Below are 19,819 nucleotides of genomic sequence, written 5' to 3'. Positions count from 1 at the left end.
CTAGAACCTCTCTTTAATTTCTTTCTCCTTTTCGAGACCATATCACAACAGGAATGAGCATAAAAGCTAACACTCCTCCCACTAACGACAATGCCGCATAGCTCGAATTCGCCACTACCATTCCTGACATCGCTCCACCTGAAGCTCCAGCTAGCGCAATAAACACATCGATCTTTCCTTGTGTTTTTGCACGTGTGGAAGGTATAGTTGCATCAACAATTTGAGCAGTACCACTTATTAAACCGAGGTTCCATCCTAATCCAAGTAAAGACAAAGCAACAATTAATAGTATTAAAGAATCACTCGGCGCTATTGCAGCTATAACACCTGCTGCTAGTAAAATTACTCCACCAGCTATACTCATCGTAGTTCTGCCAATTTTATCAATTAACATTCCCGTAACGAGAGATGGAAGATACATTGCACCTACATGAAAACCAATCACAAGTCCTACTGCACTTAATCCATGACCGTGATGCCCCATATGAACTGGAGTCATCGTCATAATTGCAACCATCACGATTTGAGTAAGTATCATTACGATTGCCCCAACTGTAATACCTCGTTTATTTTCTGTCGCTTCTTCTATTACTGCTTGCCCTTTATATGTACGCTCTTGTTTATATGTTTCTATCATATTAGCAATAAGTAACGGATCTGGACGAAGCATAACAAATAGAATAAAACCAGCTAGTATAAATGCTGCTGCCGATAATATGAACGGACCAGCAAGTTCAGGAATTCCAATTGAATGAGCAAACCTTCCCATTACACCTACTAAATTTGGACCTGCGACTGCACCAAAAGTCGTCATTACCATCGTAATACTAATAGCAGTTGCTCTTTGCTTCTTATTCGCTAAATCCGTTCCAGCATAACGCGCTTGTAAATTCGTAGCTGTGCCCGCGCCATATATAAGTAAAGAAACTAGTAAAAGAATAATACTATTTGTTAAAGCTGCCACCACAACTCCAATAGCCCCTAGTCCACCTACAATAAAACCTCCTGCAAGCCCTATGCGGCGACCATGTTTTTGTGATAACTTCCCAACAAAGAAAGCCGCTACCGCAGATCCCATTGTAAACATAGCTGCTGGCAATCCTGCATATGCATCTGTCCCAAGCATTTGCTGCGCAAGAAGTGCACCTACTGTAATGCCAGCAGCTAACCCTGCTCCGCCGAACATTTGTGAGATGCTGACGATTATTAATGTTCGTTTGTATAATTTTTGTTGGTCTTCTGCTGTGTATGTTTGATTACTTATTGAAGCATCTGCTGTATCTATCATTTTCTCACCCTCTCTATAAAACTAATATCTCTTGTTAATGTACTATAGAACAACAATATCCCCAAATTTAAAATGCTGAAATTCATTTATACATGTAAAGAATCCCACGGTTTACATTTTGCCTATTACCGAGGGGTTCCCAAAATAACTATACTAATTTTTTCACAGCTAGCATTCCATCATTTGAATATAACTCACCTTTAGCTTATTTCCCATACACTCCCCCTACAACTCTTTCCCCTCTCTTTTTACTCAAAGCCTTTCCTTCCCAAAATAATAAACTTACTAAAGCAAAAACTAAAATAATTGGCACACTCGCTTTATATAAATCTGTAAAACTCATTGCCATCTGATTTTGAGCATAGTGATTCACATCATTTGAAAATGCAAGTACCTCTTTCTTTATATTTCCCTCTTGTTTTTCAACTTCTTTTGTCACTTGATTCATAACTTCTTCTCTTTTTACATCTCTATATTCTACTGGAACTCCGCTTAATACTTCATCCACCTTTTGGTGAATTAACTCTTCTTTTTTCCCTTTATTTAACCCTAAAAATGTTTCATTTTGTTTCACTTCTGTAATTGTGTCTATACTTTGTTTCTCTATCTTTTCTTTTGTTGCTTGTAATATTTCAGCTTGCTGAGTACGATCCACATGAATATTGCGTACTTTTTCTTCTGCATAACGATATACATTCTCTTTATTTACAGCTAAATTGTACGTTAAATTAGATACAAATATTGCGACCGCTAATACAATTCCAACTTGTCGTAACATCGAGACAACACTTTGAGAAGCGGTTAATAATTCCCCTTCAAACGAAGATGCACTTAAAACTGTAATTGGACCTACTACTAAACCATATCCAACACCTAGTATCATACATGGAATAATTATTTCTATATTTGTTGAATTAACACCAATCATTTGCAACCAATAATAAGATAGACCCATAACAAGAAATCCTGACAAAATAATAGTTACTTTTCCAAGCTTTTGAATTAAAGTTGCTGCAACTGGTGAAACAAAAAATATCATTGCTGAAATAGGTGTCACTAAAAAAGCTGCTTCAATTTCCGTTCGACCCTGTATTTTCGTCAAGAATGTTGGAAGCAATACAGTAACTCCAATTAAAAATAAATTACTCAATATTACAACGATAGATGCCCCGACAAACATTCGATCTTGAAATAACTTTAAATTCACCATTGGATTATGAATCTTTCGTTCTACTAGAACAAATAGAACAAGAGAAATAGCGCTAAGTGCATAACAAAACAAAGCAATATTACTTTGCCATCCCCATGTATTTCCTTTTACTAATATGAGAGTCAAAGAAAAAATTGCTGTGCTACTTAATACTAGTCCTCCCCAATCTATTTTTGAGATAATACGTTCTTCATTTTTTATTTGTAGCATAATGCAGCATAAAATGATTCCAAGAATACAAATTGGAACATTAACAAAGAACACCCATCTCCAACCGAAATTTTGTGTAATAATTCCACCTATTACTGGTCCCATCGCCGCTGACAATCCTTGTGTTACTCCTAAAATTGCAAGTGCAACATGCCTCTTAGCTAATGGCATTGCAGATACACCAATCACCATACTTGTTGGAAATAAAATGGCTGCCCCAATGCTTTGGATAAAACGAGAAAAAATGAGAAAGTCGCCTGTATTAGCAAAAGCGCAAAGTACCGATCCACCACCAAAAACCACCAGGCCAAGAATATACATCTTTGCTTTTCCAAAAATATCAGCTATCCGTCCTAGTGGAATGGCGAGTACTGCAATTGTCATTGTATAAACATTTAATACCCAAGACATCTTCTCTAATGAAGTATTTACACTCCTTTGTATAGCCGGTAAAGCTATATTCATAATTGTCGTATCAATCATACAAAGAAAGATACCTAGACACATTAAAAAGACAATCTTAATACCCTTTGATTGCTCCATTTCCTTCTACCCCTTTATTGTGAACGTGTTTTCATTCTTGCATTTTATTGTGTTCTTTTGCTTCTAATTGCTCTAGTTTTCTTTTCAATGTCTCTACTTGAGCACTATACGATGCGATACCTACATCAAGTGAAATTTCCTCGACAAAAGTCATACCTTCTCTCCACTTTTCATATTTCAAACGAAGATCCGCAATATATGCTTCTTTCCTTTCAATTTCGTCCTCAATCCATTTTTTTATCGCCTTATCATCACTATAATTACCGAAATACATCCTCATTAAAAAATCTGAACGTAAAACATCTTTCTCTACATCTGTTTGCATGTATTGATAAAACTCCTCACGCCCTTCATCTGTAATAAAATACATTTTCTTATTCGGTTTCCCTTCTTGCATAATAACTTCTTTCTTTATTTTCCCCTCTTTTTCCAACTGTCGTAACGTTGGATAAATCATTCCAAAACTCCCATCAAAAAAATGAGTAAATACGTCTTCGAACACAATTTTAATATCATAACCAGATAATTCTTTTTCCATTAGTAAACCTAAAACAACATCTCTTCCCTTCAAAATAAGACCCCCACATAGTATATAATCAATAATCATATTAACATTGTTAATATGATTATTGATTATATACCTTATTCTGTTAATTGTAAAATGTTTCTAAATAAAAAAACACCCTGTAATTTTGTTGTTCAACATTACAGGGTATCTCTACTTTATATTTCATATACAAACCTTATACTATTTTACAACTACATCTTGATTAGCTTCAAAGCCTTCTGTCTTACCTTCTTTCATCTCATAATAATACGAAGGTAATTCTATATTATGTTCTAAGAGATAATCCTCAATTAATGAAATTATCACTTTCAACGTTTTCAATCGAGCGTATAATTTATCATTACTCGCAATAATTTCCCATTTCGCATTTGGCTTATTTGTTTTTTCAAACATGTCTTCCATTGCTTCGACATACTCGTCCCATTTTTCACGGTTACGCCAATCTTCCTCTGTAATTTTCCATCGTTTCAAAGGATTGTTCTCTCTATCTTTAAACCTCTTTAATTGCTCATCTTTACTAATATGATAGAAGAACTTCCCGATTATATAATGATCATCTGTTAGTAGTTTTTCAAAGTCATTAATCTCATCATACGCTCTCGTCCACTCTTCCTCTGTAGCAAAGCCTTCAACACACTCAACTAACACACGGCCGTACCATGAGCGATCAAAAATAGTAATTTGCCCGTACTGAGGTAGTTTCCGCCAGAAACGTTGCAAGTAATGGTACCGTTTTTCATGAGGCGCTGGTGCTCCAATTGGATCTACTTGGAACCCACGCGGATCGAGGTGTTCCGTCACTCGCTTAATCGCTCCCCCTTTTCCAGCCGCATCCCAACCTTCCATAACGAGCATAACTGCAATTTTTTCTTCTTTTACAATTTGCTGCAGTGCTAATAAACGCCTTTGGTATTTTTCAAGTTTCTTATTATACTTAGATTTCGATTCTATTCTTTTCATTAAATCTACTTTAGCAAGATGTCCATTTTCCATAAAACAATTCCCCCTTGTTGTATGACAATATTATCTTAACATACTTTTGGTAATTTTTTCATATTGTAAAAAACTGTGTAGAAAAATCTCTACGCAGCTTTCATAAAGAATATAGCAATTAAAATAATAGTAATAACCGCATCCACAATATAAGTTATATATAGCGAAATATTAAAACCAATTTTTGCATTTAAAATGTAAACTACTGTCATGAGCGTCATAAATATCGCGGGAATTAAGGAAACTACATCCACTTTTCCTTTTATGAATAAATACACTGCTCCAATCCATCACGCAATTGCTACAGTCGATTATTTAGCCCAAGAGAAATCCCTCCATCTTATTCACTAAGAGAGACTATATTTTTTACAATTGAATTATGGTATACCCTCTCATAAAAAGAAGATAATAATAAATAAATCCGTTACAGAATGGGAGTTCTCTAAAGATGAAACGAAAAATATTTTCTCTCTTTGTACTTATCTGTGTAGCACTACCGATGCATGCTAGTGCTTATACATTTCCATCACTACCAATTTCTTCACAGTCTAAACAATGGTATATTGAAATTGATAAATCTCATAACTCAAACAAGCAAGCAATCCAGCCAAAACAAGGTGTATTTGATACGTACAGTTTACTCGTAAAAAACATCGGTCATGATGTATCAAACGTATCTGTAGAAATACTTGATAACAATCCTACCTCTAAAGCTACTGTTAAACCTACGACACCTAATATAAACGTTTCTAAAAGTCAGACAGGCTCTGACTACATGGTATTCCCTTTAGACTTTAACAGCCATAATTTCAAAGTCGTCATTACTTGGGAAGAAAAAAATTTCTCGTATAATGGCCATCCGGTAAATGAGAGTGAAAAAATGAAACAAACATTTGTGTTTAATGAAGAGTAAGCCCTAATTTGATTAGGGCTTACTCTTGCTTTTTAAAACCAGCTTGTATCGCTTCTGTCACTTCTTTTGTGATTTCCATTTTTGTTGCTACCGTACTAATTTTCTTGTCCCAAATATGTACGGTAGGCTTTTCGTTACAAAGATGCTTTATTAATACTAGTTGATTATATGTTAGCTTATTTCCTCTATGGGTAGCGATATAGACTGTGAAATTTTTTGCTTCAAATACCTTTTCTCCTAAAATATATTTACATCCCAACTCATCTACTAGTAAATCATGTAGGTTTTCTATATTCATATACCATATCCCCTTTTAGCTTACATAATCAATCGAACCGACGAATACTTGGTACAGACAATGCTATTCCAATTGTTACAAGTACTAAAATAGCTAGTGCTATAATCGTTATTTCGCCACCTATGACAGTAGCTAACCAGCCTACAACCACATAACCTAGTGGCAATAAAGCAAATGAACCTAACATATCAAGGCTTGCCACTCTTCCAAATGCTTCTTCTGGTACAAGCTCTTGTAAACTTGTTTCCCAAATGAGTCCAAATATCATCATACCGAACCCTTCAATTGCCATTAATCCAATTAAAGATGATGAACATTAAATAACCATGGAATTAATACGACGATAATTCCTGCATAACAAATATTTATGAAAGAAAAGACTAAAATTGTAACCCATAGCCACGGATGACTTTTTAAAACGAAAACACCTTCCATAAACTCTTGTTTGTAATTGACCTTACTCTTTTCAATGGGTCTTACTTTTTTAAACTTTATTTCTCTTAAAAATAATAAACAAAAAAATGATAACAAATACGTTACTGCATCTAGTCCAAATCCTATTCCGGCGGATGCAACTGAAACGATCAATCCTCCAAGAGCCGGTCCAATTAATCGAATACCTTGATTACTCATTTGTGTTAATGCATTAGCTGCGTTTCGAATTTCTGGTACAAATACTTTTGCTCTTACAGCTGAATACGCTGGCTGAAATATGCCTTCCATAAGCCCATATAATGCCACTAGTACGTATAGAAATGGAATTGTTAAAACATCCATAAATATAAGTGTTGCAAGTAATAGCATTAATATACAGCGGATTATATCTGTAAATAACATTAATTTTACTCGGTCAATTCGATCTACAACTAAACCCGCAAACGGTAAAGCAAGAATATTAGGTAGCATGTACATTGCCATTGTCATCCCCATTACAACTGTTGAACCAGTCAATGAATAAACAACGACTGGCAAAATAACCATCGTTATAGAACTCCCTAAAGTCGAAAGTAATTGCCCAATCCACAAAAACTTAAAATGTCGTGACGCTTTAACTGGCAACAATAATTTACCAACATACCCCAAAGCTTTTTCTCTTTGTACTTCCCCTTGCATTTCTCTCTCCTCTTTTCAAATGATTATAGACTTTATAATATTTTACTAAAAATTCCTAATATTCTTTTTCAATTATATAAGAAACCATTATGTTATGGTAAAATTATCAAAATAAATATAAAGGAGAATACATTATTATGCCTCAAAATTCTCATAACATCGAGCACCGCATCTATACAATGTGTATGATCCAGCGAAATAATGAAGTTTTACTTATAAAACGCCCCGATCATCGAGGTTTTCCTGGCTACATCGCTCCTGGCGGAAAAGTAGATTTCCCAGAAAGTATCGTTCAAGCTGCTAAACGAGAAGTAAAAGAAGAAACTGGATTACTTGTTTCAAATTTAACTTTTAAAGGATTAGATGAATACGTAAATCCGAAAGAAAATGTTCGATATATGGTATTTAACTATTGGACAGATTCATTTGAAGGTGAACTCCTTTTGAATCCTCCTGAAGGCGAATTATTATGGGTGCCAATTGATACAGCATTAAATCTTCCTATGCAAGATTGGTTTAAAGAGAGATTCCCATTATTTTTTGAAATAGGTACGTTTGAAATTCAACGTGTTTGGGACCGAGACTTAGATAAACAAGTTGCTATGACAATTACGCATACGTAAAAAAAGCTTGGTATCTCTCCAAGCTTTTTTCACTTTCCTTCTCTTTTCTTAATCTCATAATCAATTTCTAAAAACTTAACTCCAAATATCCACATTCTATGGTTAGCTTCTAATATGTGATTCGTGTTCTCCTTTATAATAAAAGTCTCTGCTAACGGTAAACGAATTGTAAAGAAATGAGTATGTAAATAAATCCCCTCATCTCCTTTACCATTTCTTCTCAGCTTACTAGTAATGATTAAATCATTGCTCTTATTACATAATTTTAAAACCCCCGTCATATTCGAATATGGTAAAGGTAATGCAATATTCATATATGTCTCGCTCTTATATGTGTGCTTTGAGTAAAGAGCTACAAAAATAGATTCTCCTGCTTCATTTTTTCTTAGCCAAGCCCTTACATTCTCCCTTCCATCTTTCTCATCTATTATCCCAACGATAGAGCCATGCATCGTTTCCCACTTACCGCCCATTCCTAAATGTATTTGTCCTACACGCTTACTCATTTTCTCATAGCAAAATGCAACCGGACGAAACCAACGAGCCCACTTAATATGCGATTGTAACTCATACTCTTTTGTATTTTCATAAAAACGAGTAATACTTATAGGAATCTTCGCCATGTCAAATCCCTCACTATGAAAATCGTTCATATTATCAACTAAACCTTTGTATTCCTTGCTATCTATTAAACTTCTGTTATGTAAAAATGCTTCCCCAACTGTCGTATTTCCTCTTAACCTGCTCATTGGTTTCCCGTAATATTTATAATTCGGAGCACTCTTTTCAATCATCCAGCCGACAAATGCGGGTAACGCTACTCCAATTCCATTGGCAACACCGTGAATCCAAACCATTTGAGCAATTGTAATCGTCATTACATGTTTCAAATTCCCATATGAATATATAAGTGAAAACATAATTGTTACCATGAGTGTACTAGACGATATGATTAGAAGAACCTTTGCACTAATAGCATTAAATTTCGTACGCCAAACATAAATCCCATAACTATAAATAGCGCATAAATATAGGAACACTGCAAAAAATTCAAATACTCTTGAGTACGTAATTCCTATTGCAACTGTCATAGGTGAAATGACGATGACAAACATAATAGCATCATATACTTTACTTCTCTTTTCTCTTTTCCTCCCAATTAAACCAGCTGATAACGGCAATAGAAATGCCGAATAATGAAAGTGTGCAGCTGTAAGCAAAACAATGTCGGAACTAAAGTGCATAATGGAAAGCTTTGCTACAGAAGCAAAAAACCAGAAACCACCTAAAAACAAATACATAAACGCACTATCGATAGCTGTCTCCTCTAACGGTTTCCATCCTCTTTCTAGCAATCTACTTATACCAAATAACGCAACAATTCCTGTATATACAAACCAAAGTAACGCAAAGAAATAATGATTTGTTACGAAAGCTAACATTGCACTAATTGCTGCAATTGGATATAACAGCAATACAAATTTATAAAAGAATACATACGATCCATTTCTTGTTTTCTTATCAATGATGCAAAATGACATCGGTATAAATAACAAAATAGATAATAAAATAATTGCTTCCACCGGGTTTATATTTGACCACTCACATATTAGAAAAATATTATAACAAGCAAACCCAACTATTATATTTTTCATATCATTTATTTCCTCTCTACAAATGTTCCCTTATATGAAAATAATGAACCAATTAACGGATTGCTTACTTGTACATGAATTCGAAAGCACTGTAGTGTTTCATCATAACTTTCTACAATATTGGCCTCTCCGTATAAAAACCTAGGTAACGGGACTTTCCTTCCAAACATGTAAAACCATTGTTTCTTTGAACAAATATGCATTGCCCCCACCTCATCAATATGAAAATTCAATGTAGAAACAAGTATTTGCGGTTCACCAAAATAATCTAAAATTTCATTATTCTCTTCATCCATCTGCATAATGGCGTTAAAGTATCTTTTCTTATTATGAAAATAAAAAGTACGATTCCACTGCACAAATTCATTTCCATGTTCATCTCGCTCAGCGGTATTATGTATTGTAAATGGCACTTCCTTCCCCCGCTCAGAGAAAAACATTCTAAACTTCGATGCAATTTTTAATATTAATTTTACGAAAAAAGAACCTCCGTAAATTTCATCCATTTCTCCTTCTCCAGTAAAGCTATTTTCTTCCGTGATCTCATAGCGTTTCTGTAATTTCGGATGAAGTTTTTTATAAGAATCCCCTAATAGTCTTTCATACATATTAGCCATACATTATTCCTTTCTCTTGCAATTTTTTGCGCTCGGTAAATCAGAACCATTTATATAACCGACAATCGATAACCCCATAAGTAGAACGTTTAATGTAATTGGATTAAACGGCTCTGTAAAGCTTACGATATTCGTAAAACCCGCCGCTATCGTTAAGGCTATTAACATAAAAATATGTACGATAAATACTTTTCGTTTTGGAAATGGCAACAGCCATATGACACCAAAAATAATTTCTAATAATCCAATTATTTTAAGTACAAAAATACTATATTCCGTTGAACCAATTATCACAGATAGCATTTTTACTTCTTCTGAATGAGTAAACACTAGTTTCGGCACTATTCCTTGATACATCCATACAAAAGCAAATAAAAAACATACAAGCCAATATGTCATTGTTCTTCTAATTAGTAATCTCGGATGAAGTCCCTTTTCTAACCATAATTTTAAAGCATCAAAACTCCAAGCAGTCGCCCAGCCTAATAACGGACGAAACATATAGAAATCTATTACATTTCCTATACGACCAAACCTCGTATCGTAATCATATTGCGTCTCAAAATGAATGTGTTCTTTACGCGGTGTATACTTCCAATAACCACGCCCTATTTGAATAAGTGATAATTTATTATCTGTCCAAAATTTTAAAGAAGAAATCCGTTCACCCGTTTCTTTTCTTATTTCTCCTATCGATTCCCCTTCACCAGCTATTTCAAGTCCAAATCCAATTTTAGTTTTATATAAAAACTTCTGCGGTTCTCCTTCTTTTTTCTCTAAATACGAAATTTCAGTAAAGCGAGCATCCCATTCTGTATGTATATCTGGTTCCTGTGTATATCCCCATAATTTTTCCATTGTTGTGTTCATTTCTGCCGAAACATAAATAGGCTTTTTCCCCTTCATTCTTCCACCTCCTATGCACTATAAATTTAATGTACATGCTATGAATTTATTTTGCTACAGTTTTCACAAACTCCTTCAAGAAAAGAAAGAATTTTTAAAATTTATACAAAACACTTGATTCCCCGAAAAATTTAAATTATTATAAAACAAATGTTACCAACAACTTCATAAATCAAACACTCTCGCCTAAAACGTGAGATAGAGGTTGCGATACTTATGAGTATTCTAATGGAGACACAGAGATGTCTATGAAATTAGATGAAAGGAAGTATTGCCGAAATCGATACATTTCTCTGCATTTATCGATTGGGGCTGTTTTCGAATAGAAACAGAACTGTCATATGTACAGACGTGTATGTATGAAGAGCTATCTACAAAAAAGAGATATCATTTTTATGGTATTCCTTTTTTGGCGGTTTTTTTATTAGCTCCGTTTTCTGTTTCCCTTTTCCTGTAACAGCACCATCCTCACTTATTTGAGATGGTGTTTTTTGTTTTTCTCTGGTAACTACAGGAATATTGGGATCTATATATGTCCTAATCTATTCTTAAAAATGGATGAAAGAAGGAATTCGTAATGGAAACGATTGTACAAAAATTTGGTGGCACTTCTGTTGGAAGCGTTGAGCGCATTCAACATGTAGCAAATTTAATTATTGAAGAATATGAACGAGGACATAGTATCATCTCTGTCGTTTCAGCAATGGGAAAAAGCACAGATGAACTCGTAGCACTTGCTAACGCGATTTCAGAAAATCCGAGTAAACGCGAAATGGATATGCTTCTATCAACAGGAGAGCAAGTTACTATTTCATTATTAACGATGGCACTACAAGCAAAAGGTTATAACGCGATTTCATTAACAGGATGGCAAGCTGGTATTACGACAGAATCTGTACATAGTAGTGCACGGATTACTGACATTCATACAGATCGAATTCAATCTTATCTTACTGAAGGTACGATTGTTATTGTAGCTGGCTTCCAAGGAGCCAGTGAAGAACATGAAATTACAACGCTTGGACGCGGTGGTTCTGATACAACTGCTGTTGCATTAGCTGCTGCACTGAAAGCAAAAAAATGTGATATTTACACGGATGTGACCGGTGTATATACGACGGACCCACGAGTTGTAAAAGATGCTTATAAATTAGATGAAATTTCTTATGACGAAATGCTAGAACTAGCAAACCTCGGTGCTGGTGTATTACACCCGCGTGCTGTTGAGTTTGCTAAAAATCATAATGTCATGTTAGAAGTTCGCTCAAGTATGGAACAAGAATACGGAACAATTGTAAAAGGAGAATGTAACATGGAACAACAATCAATCGTTAAAGGTATTGCATTTGAAGATAATATTACACGCGTCACAATGAAAGGATTGGAACAAGGTGCACTTTCAACAGTTTTCTCTACATTAGCAACAGCACATATTAATGTAGATATCATCATTCAAAGTATTACAAATGAAGGAACTGTTCACCTCTCCTTCTCAATCCATTCTAATGATTTAAAAGAAACATTAGATGTATTGGAACAAAATCAAGAAACACTTCACTATGAATCTGTAGAATATGAAAATCATTTAGCAAAAGTATCCATTGTAGGATCTGGTATGGTCTCTAATCCAGGAGTTGCTGCGAATATGTTCACTACTTTAAAAGAAGAAAATATTCATATTAAAATGGTAAGTACATCAGAAATTAAAGTGTCTGTCGTTATTGACCGCCTTCATTTAGTAACAGGTGTTGAGGCACTGCATCAATCATTTATGGCGAAAGTTGAGCCTTTGGTGCAGATGAGTTAATTTTATATTTGGATTACAGCTTACAAACTCATATTAATAATCTATTTCCTTCCTATATAAATAGAAAGCTGTTTGCTTTGTATAGAGTGACAAGAAAGTTATTTACAACAATCGAGCCATTTAATAGCGTACAGGATAGGAATATTTTGTGGGAAACTCGAAGTTATTTTATCGAATAGCAACTACATTATTAAATTCTTGAAATGATAGCATTCACGAAATAAAGTTCGCGCATATTTCAATAGTAGAGGGTTTAGGAAGTGTTGTTCGTTAACAAGGTGTTATATACTATACCCGAAAACACTTTGTCACATTTTCCTACACTGTGACAAGGTGTTTTTTGTTTAGAAGAGATTTTAGTATAATTATAAGGATAATTAGATAATAAATTTATACATATAAGGAGATAAAGACTATGACAAACAACAGATTACTACGAATGGACAATGTCAGCATCGTTGTAGAATCCCTTGATAACGCAATCTCTTTCTTCGAGGAGATTGGCTTGAATCTCGAAGGGCGAGCTACTGTTGAAGGTGAATGGGCTGGTCGCGTAACAGGACTCGGTTCCCAGTGCGTAGAGATTGCTATGATGGTTACGCCAGATGGTCACAGCCGAATTGAACTTTCGCGATTTCTCACCCCACCTACTATAGCAGATCACCGGACAGCTCCTGTAAACGCCCTCGGTTATCTGCGTGTCATGTTCACCGTTGAAGACATTGATGAAATGGTATACAGACTTACTAAGCATGGTGCAGAGCTCGTTGGCGAAGTAGTTCAGTATGAGAACTCGTATCGACTCTGCTACATTCGTGGAACCGAAGGAATTTTAATCGGTTTAGCGGAAGAACTCGGTAACAAATAAGTAGGTGATGTTTTATAAAAAACCTTTACTGAAGTGAAAATATTTGAAGAAAATTCTTATTCAATAAAAAGAGCACTATTGTTAAATAAAACTTAGATTTTTAACCCCGTCCTAGCTTTAGAACGGGGTTATGCTTGTTTGCACTTTTAAAATCAAATAACTTTATTATCATTTTACAAATACATTTCGAGACTTTATACAAACAACTTTTCAACACATTATCGATATCTAGAAATATCCATAAAACAATTCAATTATTCATAATACCCTTTCCTAGGAAATATAATGGCCTCTTCTCACTTCTTATCATATACATTTCCTTTAAAAAACGATTTGAACTCAGTCAAAATAACTTTCTTAACATCAGAGTAAAAAACCATCATGAATAGTGCAATTCCTAATAAGATCTCTTGCATTCCTTCATAATCAATGAAAGCACTCAAAATTAGCAAACCACATCCAATATAAAAACCAAATTCATTCCCTTTCTCAAAATCTTCATCAATATGTATTTTCTCTTTAAAGCTTTGATTCTCTTTTATTAACTCATATAGCGTAACGTTATACATTTCACTAAGCAAAATTAAATTATCAATATCCGGACAGCTTTTATCATGTTCCCATTTACCCCGCTTTAACAGGCAGTAAATCTCATCAAAGCTTTTAAGCACAATCAAGGCAGCCAGATGCGATTAACTGCCTATAAAAGCCCGATTGGTTCAACTAATAATCAGTAGGATAAATCGCCCACTGATTAAAGTTTCACTTTATACACCGCTTGCCTTGTCACACCAATTTTCTTAGCAACATCTTCCTGTGAAAACCCTTTTGACTCTCGTAATCTTTTAAGTTGTTGTCCTAAGCTCATAACGTCCCCTCCTTTAACAAATTATTACATAAAAGGATCCAAAAAAGAAAGAAACCATTAGTAAAACCCACTGTAAACCACTCGTTTACACTATAAAAAAGAGAGAATAACTTTTTGAGCTATCCTCTCTCTTCTATTAAAACAGATGAATGTTTTCTTTCTTGCAAGCTTCACGTAAATCGTCAGGCCATACAGAAGATTGAACTTCCCCAATATGTGCTTTTCGTAAGAAGTACATGCACATTCTTGATTGTCCAATACCACCGCCAATTGTTAATGGTAGTACGTCTTCTAAAATACCTTTATGGAAATCATACTCACGTTTGAAGTCTTCACCTGTTTTCGTTAACTGCTCATCAAGTGATTTACTATCAACACGAATTCCCATTGATGATAATTCGAATGAAGATTGTAATACTGGGTGCCAGAATAAAATGTCACCGTTTAATTTCCAATCATCGTAATCAGCTGCGCGTCCGTCATGCTTTTCACCTGAACGAAGTGCATCACCAATCCCTATAATAAAGACTGCACCGTGTTCTTTTGCAATTGCATGTTCACGATCTTTCGGTGTCAATTCTGGATATTTATCTTCTAGTTCTTGGGAAGTGATGAAAACAACTTCTTCTGGTAAATACTTTCCAAGGAACGGATATTTTTCAAACAAGTGATCTTCTAAATCTTTGAATATTCCATAAATTGTTTGTACTGTTTCTTGCAAGTAGTCTACAGTGCGCCATTCTTTTTGAACAATTTTTTCCCAATCCCATTGGTCAACGTAAATGGAATGTGTTGCATCAAGTTCCTCATCACGACGAATTGCGTTCATGTTTGTATATAAACCTTCACCAGCTTCATATCCGTATTCATGTAATGCGAATCTTTTCCACTTCGCTAGTGAATGCACAATTTCTAATTCTTCTCCTGAATGTAACATATCAAATTCAATTGGACGTTCTACACCGTTTAAGTGATCATTTAATCCTGATTTTTTCGTTACGAATAATGGTGCAGATACGCGGAATAGTTCAAGGCGTTTTGCTAATTGATCCTCGAAAAATGTTTTAACTTCCTTAATTGCGATTTGAGTCTCTCTTACTGTCATTAATGATTGATACATGGTGGTTTCCTCCTAAAATGTTTGGATGTTGTGAAAAGAAGCCAACAAAAAAAGCCCTTCTTTCCCAAAAAACTGGGACGAAAGGCTTTGGTTCCGCGGTACCACCCAAATTAGCAACAGAGGTTGCTCACTTATACAGTACGGAGATGAAATATCTCGATACTGTTCTTCTTGTAACGGCGAAGTTCCCGGCTAAGTCTACTTTCCTATAAAGGATTTCGGTTAGCAACTCCAGGAGGTTCTTCATAATAGGCTTCGTATCAGGCTCGCACCACCCCTGACTCGCTTAGACTACATCCTACTACTACTCGTCCTTTCATAGTCGTTTTGTTGTCACATCTCTGAAACATTTTATTAATGATTATTCTATACAAAAAATAAAGAAAGTCAACAAAAAGTTTTAAAATATTTTTCAATTCTTTATTTTACGGCTTTATTGATTGTTTCCAATATACCCTCTTTACTTCTTTTGCCTTGTTAATCCCAAAAATGTTTCACTAACCGAGACTAACATATACACAACAAGTAATGTAATCGTTCGAAATATAGAATCCGCAGTATTTCGTATTATTTTCATTTTCTTTGTAATTCCTTTCAGTTTACTTGCAAATTCATGTTATACTATAGCATTCAAGCAGTTTATTTTTACTTAAAGTAATCATAGTCATTTATAAAGAGTATTTTCTAAATCATTGACTATTATCAAATAAGATTTTTATATAACGGAGTGATCATATGAGTAAAACGAAAGCAAAACCGAAAAAAGGTGTAGGACAAGGTACAGGAAGTAAAGGATGGAATCGTTGGCAATCAAGTGCAAAGAAAAAGGCAGCTGCAAAGCCATACAAAAGTAAAGGTACAAAGAAGTAAAATAAATAGTGTCTTATTTCTTTACTTTGTTCAAAACAAAATATTATTATTACACCAAAAAGCTATGCTCTCATAAATTTGAAAGCATAGCTTTTTCATATTAAATCATTAGAATATCTCGGATTTCTTCCTCCGTAATAGAAGATAATTTCTCTTCTCCCGGCTCAATCACTTCAGCGATTAAATTTTTCTTACTCTCTTGCAGTTCATGCATCTTTTCCTCAATTGTGCCGTGAGCCACTAATTTAATAACTTGTACCGTATTTTTTTGTCCCATTCGATATGCCCTATCTGCTGCTTGTTGTTCAACAGCTGGATTCCACCATAAATCGTATAATATAACCGTATCAGCACCCGTTAAGTTAAGACCAGTACCACCAGCTTTTAAAGAGATGAGAAATAGATCCCCTTCCCCTTCATTAAACCGATCACATAGCTCTACACGTTCTTGCGAAGGGGTATTTCCGTCTAAATAAAAGTATGGAATTGCTTGACGATTTAACTCACGGCCAATAATGGAAAGCATCTTCGTGAATTGAGAAAAGATAAGAATTCTCTTCCCTGTACTTCTACATTCCTCTAAAATCTCTAACAGTTGTTCAAATTTAGCTGAACTGCCCTTATAATCATCAACAAACAAAGCAGGGTGACAACAAATTTGGCGTAATCTTGTTAATCCCGCTAAAACTCTAATTTTATTTTTGCGTAACGTATCTTTGTCTAAATGTTTTAACGTTTCTTCCCTTAATTTCGCTAAATACGCAGCATACAATCTCTTTTGATCTGGTAACAACTCCGATGATTGTAGATGCTCTATTTTATCTGGAAGCTCCTGTAATACGTCCCCTTTTAATCGTCTTAATACGAAAGGTTTTACGCGCTTCGCTATATCTTCGCGCCTTAAATCACCGAATTCTTTTCTTCCTGGTAATAATTCCGGAAATACGACATGGAAGATAGACCATAGCTCTTCTAATGAATTTTCTACAGGCGTTCCCGTTAGCCCGAAACGATATTCAGCTTGAATTGTTTTCACTGCTTTTGCAGTTTGGGTTGTAGGATTTTTAAACGCCTGTGCTTCATCAAGAAACAGTGTATGAAACGGCCTCGCATACGATCTTATATCTCTTCTCAGTAATGGATATGACGTAATTACGACATCAAATTCCACTATGTCTTTTAATATTTTTCGCCGCTCCGTTTGATTTCCATCTGCAATAACCGCTCTAATATGCGGGGCGAATTTTTTCAATTCACTAAACCAATTATAAACAAGAGAGGACGGTGAAACGACTAATATAGGTAGTTTCTTTTCTCGAATTTCAGGCAACACAGAATCTATGTAAGCAATACTTTGCAGCGTTTTTCCAAGTCCCATATCATCTGCTAAAATACCGCCAAAGCGGTAATAGGCGAGTGTTTTCATCCACTCAAATCCGTATACTTGATACTCTCTCATTACAGCATGTAAAGTATTTGGCACTGTAAACTTTAATTTTTTCGGATTTTGAATGCTTTCCACTAAATCTTGAACAGACTCATCTAAACTTAAAACATTACCTTCGTGAAGTCCGTTCATCCATTTTACACTCCGAATAAGCGGAACATTCACTTCTTCCCCGTGTAAAAATTCTTTTCGAATACCTGATTCTTTTACAAACTGATTAATTTCATTAAACTCTTTGCTCTCTAGTGATAATAAAGAACCATTCGCTAATCGGTAATATTTGCGTTTCTCTTCAAGAGCGACTAATACACCTTTAATCTCCGCTTCTGGTATTCCTTTTATATCAAAACGAAATGATAACCAATCAATTCTTTCTTTTCTTCTCACTCTAATAAGTGGTGCTGTATCCCCTTTATGAATACGTAATTTAATTGCTGTCGTCGCATAAATGTCAACCAAGCCTTTTAACGACGGAACGACGTGATATAAAAAGTTATACTCAGCCTCTTCATTATGCATAAAGTAACCACCTTCTGTTTTCGCGAAGGCACTTTCACTCATAATGTCTAAAATCTCTTTTTCCTTTTTCTCATCACGATTAAAAACAGACGGCTGTCCGTCTTCTTCTAACGGATTGATCATGACGTTTCCATAATGAAATTCAAGACCTGCTAACAAACGATTTTTCACTCGATCTAAATACAGCTTTGCTTTTAGCGACGGCGTTTCAACACGATCTGATATTACTTCATCAATGCGTACCGTTCCCAGTTTCATTAATCCTGGCACAACTTTCGCGACGAAATGTTCCATCTTACTTTCAGGAATATAAAACTGATTGCTATTTGAGCGACTCATCATCTTTTGCAATTCAATAAGTCGCATACAATCTTCCATAGGTAAATGATATAATTTCCCATCGTAAAGAGCGTTGTTATACATTTCCATAACTTGAACACGATTTAAGCCGTCTATATGAAGTGTGAATCCACCATTATTTCCTTTCGTAAACTCAAAATGTAATGGCAATAAACCGTTTGAAATTTGTAAGCCATGAAACAGTTGCTCATGTTGTTTCAGCTGTACATACTCAACTTTATAAAGTGAAGAGAGCATATCTTTCCACGAAGCTGGCGGTATGAATATCATACTTTCATCTTGTTTCGCATGTACTTCTAACGCATCTTCATACATTTTTTCATTATGATACATTTTAATAAGCTGCTGAATAACCGCATCTGTTTCCTGCCTGAAGCTATGTACATCTGGTGTGTATGTAAATTCATTAGAACAATGAAAAGTCTCTCTCTTCTCCACTTTAGAAAGAAATTCTCTAATATGCTTTATAAAATATATTTTCGCAAGTTTTAACTGAATTCCAAGAAGGGCCCCACCACTTTTCGTCGCTACTGGTGAACATATAAACGCAACATCTAATATTTCACGTGTATCAAAACGGTGTTGTTTACTTTTTGGCCGCAGTGGTTTGTCTGCAAACAACTGAAACATTCCGCTCGTTAATTGATCATTTCCGCTCATATTTTCGGACATGCCGCCCGTTTGCTGGTTATAATTTATTTGTATTAGTACGGCTGCAACATGTTGACAGTACGTTTGAAAAGACGCTAATGAAGGACAACTACATCTCGCAACTACATCACCTTTTTTAGCTTTTTCTACTGTAACATGAAAATCTTCATTCCCTTTTACCGTCGCCTCACAAATTTCTTTCCTTTCATCATAATGATTCACGATTACTTTATTTGCTTTATAATAAGCTTCGCCTCTTTTATATGAGGTTTCTCCGCACACTTCTTTTATAATCGATTTATTTAATGTAAAACTCATTGTTTTGACACTTCCTTAATGTAAAACCATTTTCTCTTACTTAACATTTTACAT

17 protein-coding genes, 2 pseudogenes, 1 riboswitch and 1 other annotated feature are annotated in these 19,819 nt (G+C 34.9%); of the genes and pseudogenes, 5 read left to right on the top strand and 14 right to left on the bottom strand.

Annotated elements, in window-relative coordinates; genetic code table 11:
• Nucleotides 1-13: 13 nt before the first annotated feature.
• The 5 genes and pseudogenes from JDS82_RS05235 to JDS82_RS29645 form a co-directional block, all read right to left on the bottom strand.
• Nucleotides 14-1,288 carry an MFS transporter gene (locus JDS82_RS05235; protein ID WP_199712817.1) on the bottom strand — a complete coding sequence of 425 codons (1,275 nt, stop codon included), beginning with the start codon at nucleotides 1,286-1,288 and terminating at the stop codon, nucleotides 14-16.
• A gap of 205 nt (nucleotides 1,289-1,493) precedes the next feature.
• On the bottom strand, nucleotides 1,494-3,251 hold the full coding sequence (locus JDS82_RS05230; RefSeq protein ID WP_199712816.1) for an MFS transporter: 1,758 nt from the start codon (nucleotides 3,249-3,251) through the stop codon (nucleotides 1,494-1,496).
• 31 nt (nucleotides 3,252-3,282) lie between these two features.
• Nucleotides 3,283-3,822: a PadR family transcriptional regulator gene (locus JDS82_RS05225; RefSeq protein WP_016088421.1), complete on the bottom strand. Its 540-nt coding sequence runs from the start codon at nucleotides 3,820-3,822 to the stop codon at nucleotides 3,283-3,285.
• A gap of 177 nt (nucleotides 3,823-3,999) precedes the next feature.
• Nucleotides 4,000-4,812: a polyphosphate kinase 2 family protein gene (locus JDS82_RS05220; protein WP_199712815.1), complete on the bottom strand. Its 813-nt coding sequence runs from the start codon at nucleotides 4,810-4,812 to the stop codon at nucleotides 4,000-4,002.
• Nucleotides 4,813-4,901: 89 nt separating this feature from the next.
• Nucleotides 4,902-5,150: pseudogene (locus tag JDS82_RS29645) on the bottom strand (carbon starvation CstA family protein); the annotation flags it as partial.
• A 110-nt stretch (nucleotides 5,151-5,260) separates the two neighbouring features.
• On the opposite strand from JDS82_RS29645, the gene JDS82_RS05210 reads away from it, so the two are divergent.
• The gene (locus tag JDS82_RS05210) at nucleotides 5,261-5,725 is read left to right on the top strand and encodes a hypothetical protein (protein WP_064449818.1); all 465 of its coding nucleotides are present in this window, start codon (nucleotides 5,261-5,263) and stop codon (nucleotides 5,723-5,725) included.
• Nucleotides 5,726-5,744: 19 nt separating this feature from the next.
• On the opposite strand, the gene JDS82_RS05205 is transcribed toward JDS82_RS05210, so the two are convergent.
• Both JDS82_RS05205 and JDS82_RS05200 read right to left on the bottom strand, forming a co-directional pair.
• Nucleotides 5,745-6,023, bottom strand: coding sequence for a hypothetical protein (locus JDS82_RS05205; RefSeq protein WP_061673193.1), 279 nt, complete (start codon nucleotides 6,021-6,023; stop codon nucleotides 5,745-5,747).
• 28 nt (nucleotides 6,024-6,051) lie between these two features.
• Nucleotides 6,052-7,136, bottom strand: a pseudogene (locus tag JDS82_RS05200) (MFS transporter).
• A gap of 137 nt (nucleotides 7,137-7,273) precedes the next feature.
• Between JDS82_RS05200 and JDS82_RS05195 the strand changes: the two are divergent.
• Entirely contained in the window at nucleotides 7,274-7,759 is a 486-nt protein-coding gene (locus JDS82_RS05195) for an 8-oxo-dGTP diphosphatase (protein WP_061673195.1), read from the top strand.
• Between the two features lie 29 nt (nucleotides 7,760-7,788).
• Here JDS82_RS05195 and JDS82_RS05190 read toward each other — a convergent pair whose 3' ends face one another.
• From JDS82_RS05190 to JDS82_RS05180, 3 genes are read right to left on the bottom strand one after another with little or no spacing between them, the layout of a single operon-like run.
• Nucleotides 7,789-9,414, bottom strand: a complete 1,626-nt coding sequence (locus JDS82_RS05190; protein ID WP_199712814.1) for a YndJ family protein — start codon at nucleotides 9,412-9,414, stop codon at nucleotides 7,789-7,791.
• Between the two features lie 5 nt (nucleotides 9,415-9,419).
• On the bottom strand, nucleotides 9,420-10,031 hold the full coding sequence (locus tag JDS82_RS05185; RefSeq protein WP_199712813.1) for a DUF4166 domain-containing protein: 612 nt from the start codon (nucleotides 10,029-10,031) through the stop codon (nucleotides 9,420-9,422).
• A 3-nt stretch (nucleotides 10,032-10,034) separates the two neighbouring features.
• Nucleotides 10,035-10,937, bottom strand: a complete 903-nt coding sequence (locus tag JDS82_RS05180; RefSeq protein ID WP_199712812.1) for a DoxX-like family protein — start codon at nucleotides 10,935-10,937, stop codon at nucleotides 10,035-10,037.
• 191 nt (nucleotides 10,938-11,128) lie between these two features.
• A riboswitch (Lysine riboswitch) is annotated at nucleotides 11,129-11,315 on the top strand.
• A 199-nt stretch (nucleotides 11,316-11,514) separates the two neighbouring features.
• On the opposite strand from JDS82_RS05180, the gene JDS82_RS05175 reads away from it, so the two are divergent.
• Both JDS82_RS05175 and JDS82_RS05170 read left to right on the top strand, forming a co-directional pair.
• Nucleotides 11,515-12,744 carry an aspartate kinase gene (locus JDS82_RS05175; RefSeq protein ID WP_199712811.1) on the top strand — a complete coding sequence of 410 codons (1,230 nt, stop codon included), beginning with the start codon at nucleotides 11,515-11,517 and terminating at the stop codon, nucleotides 12,742-12,744.
• Nucleotides 12,745-13,159: 415 nt separating this feature from the next.
• A complete protein-coding gene (locus JDS82_RS05170; protein WP_064470821.1) occupies nucleotides 13,160-13,612 on the top strand; it encodes a VOC family protein in 453 nt (150 codons plus the stop codon).
• A 296-nt stretch (nucleotides 13,613-13,908) separates the two neighbouring features.
• On the opposite strand, the gene JDS82_RS05165 is transcribed toward JDS82_RS05170, so the two are convergent.
• From JDS82_RS05165 to asnA, 3 genes are all read right to left on the bottom strand, one after another.
• Complete coding sequence (locus JDS82_RS05165; protein WP_199712810.1) at nucleotides 13,909-14,283, bottom strand: helix-turn-helix transcriptional regulator; 375 nt, start codon at nucleotides 14,281-14,283, stop codon at nucleotides 13,909-13,911.
• 83 nt (nucleotides 14,284-14,366) lie between these two features.
• Nucleotides 14,367-14,480, bottom strand: coding sequence for a helix-turn-helix transcriptional regulator (locus tag JDS82_RS05160; protein ID WP_413782700.1), 114 nt, complete (start codon nucleotides 14,478-14,480; stop codon nucleotides 14,367-14,369).
• A 136-nt stretch (nucleotides 14,481-14,616) separates the two neighbouring features.
• The gene (asnA, locus tag JDS82_RS05155) at nucleotides 14,617-15,600 is read right to left on the bottom strand and encodes an aspartate--ammonia ligase (RefSeq protein WP_000284900.1); all 984 of its coding nucleotides are present in this window, start codon (nucleotides 15,598-15,600) and stop codon (nucleotides 14,617-14,619) included.
• Nucleotides 15,601-15,670: 70 nt separating this feature from the next.
• Nucleotides 15,671-15,929: a binding site (T-box leader), on the bottom strand.
• Between the two features lie 406 nt (nucleotides 15,930-16,335).
• On the opposite strand from asnA, the gene JDS82_RS05150 reads away from it, so the two are divergent.
• The gene (locus tag JDS82_RS05150; protein ID WP_000047588.1) at nucleotides 16,336-16,470 is read left to right on the top strand and encodes a DUF3934 domain-containing protein; all 135 of its coding nucleotides are present in this window, start codon (nucleotides 16,336-16,338) and stop codon (nucleotides 16,468-16,470) included.
• Between the two features lie 100 nt (nucleotides 16,471-16,570).
• Here JDS82_RS05150 and JDS82_RS05145 read toward each other — a convergent pair whose 3' ends face one another.
• The gene (locus JDS82_RS05145; RefSeq protein ID WP_199712809.1) at nucleotides 16,571-19,765 is read right to left on the bottom strand and encodes a DEAD/DEAH box helicase; all 3,195 of its coding nucleotides are present in this window, start codon (nucleotides 19,763-19,765) and stop codon (nucleotides 16,571-16,573) included.
• Between the last annotated feature and the right edge of the window lie 54 nt (nucleotides 19,766-19,819).

It is taken from the genome of Bacillus cereus group sp. N14, from assembly GCF_016483555.1.
Classification (GTDB): Bacteria; Bacillota; Bacilli; order Bacillales; family Bacillaceae_G; genus Bacillus_A; species Bacillus_A wiedmannii.
The sequence above is the reverse complement of the archived record's forward strand: the minus strand, read 5'-3'. Positions and strand labels throughout refer to the sequence as shown.

Excerpts from the sequence above, each read along its gene's own strand:
- JDS82_RS05160 (WP_413782700.1), bottom strand. The coding sequence starts at position 14,480 with ATGAGCTTAGGACAACAACTTAAAAGATTACGAGAGTCAAAAGGGTTT.
- JDS82_RS05210 (WP_064449818.1), top strand. The coding sequence starts at position 5,261 with ATGAAACGAAAAATATTTTCTCTCTTTGTACTTATCTGTGTAGCACTA.
- JDS82_RS05195 (WP_061673195.1), top strand. The coding sequence starts at position 7,274 with ATGCCTCAAAATTCTCATAACATCGAGCACCGCATCTATACAATGTGT.
- JDS82_RS05235 (WP_199712817.1), bottom strand. The coding sequence starts at position 1,288 with ATGATAGATACAGCAGATGCTTCAATAAGTAATCAAACATACACAGCA.
- JDS82_RS05220 (WP_199712815.1), bottom strand. The coding sequence starts at position 4,812 with ATGGAAAATGGACATCTTGCTAAAGTAGATTTAATGAAAAGAATAGAA.
- JDS82_RS05185 (WP_199712813.1), bottom strand. The coding sequence starts at position 10,031 with ATGGCTAATATGTATGAAAGACTATTAGGGGATTCTTATAAAAAACTT.
- JDS82_RS05175 (WP_199712811.1), top strand. The coding sequence starts at position 11,515 with ATGGAAACGATTGTACAAAAATTTGGTGGCACTTCTGTTGGAAGCGTT.
- JDS82_RS05150 (WP_000047588.1), top strand. The coding sequence starts at position 16,336 with ATGAGTAAAACGAAAGCAAAACCGAAAAAAGGTGTAGGACAAGGTACA.
- JDS82_RS05190 (WP_199712814.1), bottom strand. The coding sequence starts at position 9,414 with ATGAAAAATATAATAGTTGGGTTTGCTTGTTATAATATTTTTCTAATA.
- JDS82_RS05230 (WP_199712816.1), bottom strand. The coding sequence starts at position 3,251 with ATGGAGCAATCAAAGGGTATTAAGATTGTCTTTTTAATGTGTCTAGGT.
- asnA (WP_000284900.1), bottom strand. The coding sequence starts at position 15,600 with ATGTATCAATCATTAATGACAGTAAGAGAGACTCAAATCGCAATTAAG.
- JDS82_RS05205 (WP_061673193.1), bottom strand. The coding sequence starts at position 6,023 with ATGAATATAGAAAACCTACATGATTTACTAGTAGATGAGTTGGGATGT.
- JDS82_RS05170 (WP_064470821.1), top strand. The coding sequence starts at position 13,160 with ATGACAAACAACAGATTACTACGAATGGACAATGTCAGCATCGTTGTA.
- JDS82_RS05145 (WP_199712809.1), bottom strand. The coding sequence starts at position 19,765 with ATGAGTTTTACATTAAATAAATCGATTATAAAAGAAGTGTGCGGAGAA.
- JDS82_RS05180 (WP_199712812.1), bottom strand. The coding sequence starts at position 10,937 with ATGAAGGGGAAAAAGCCTATTTATGTTTCGGCAGAAATGAACACAACA.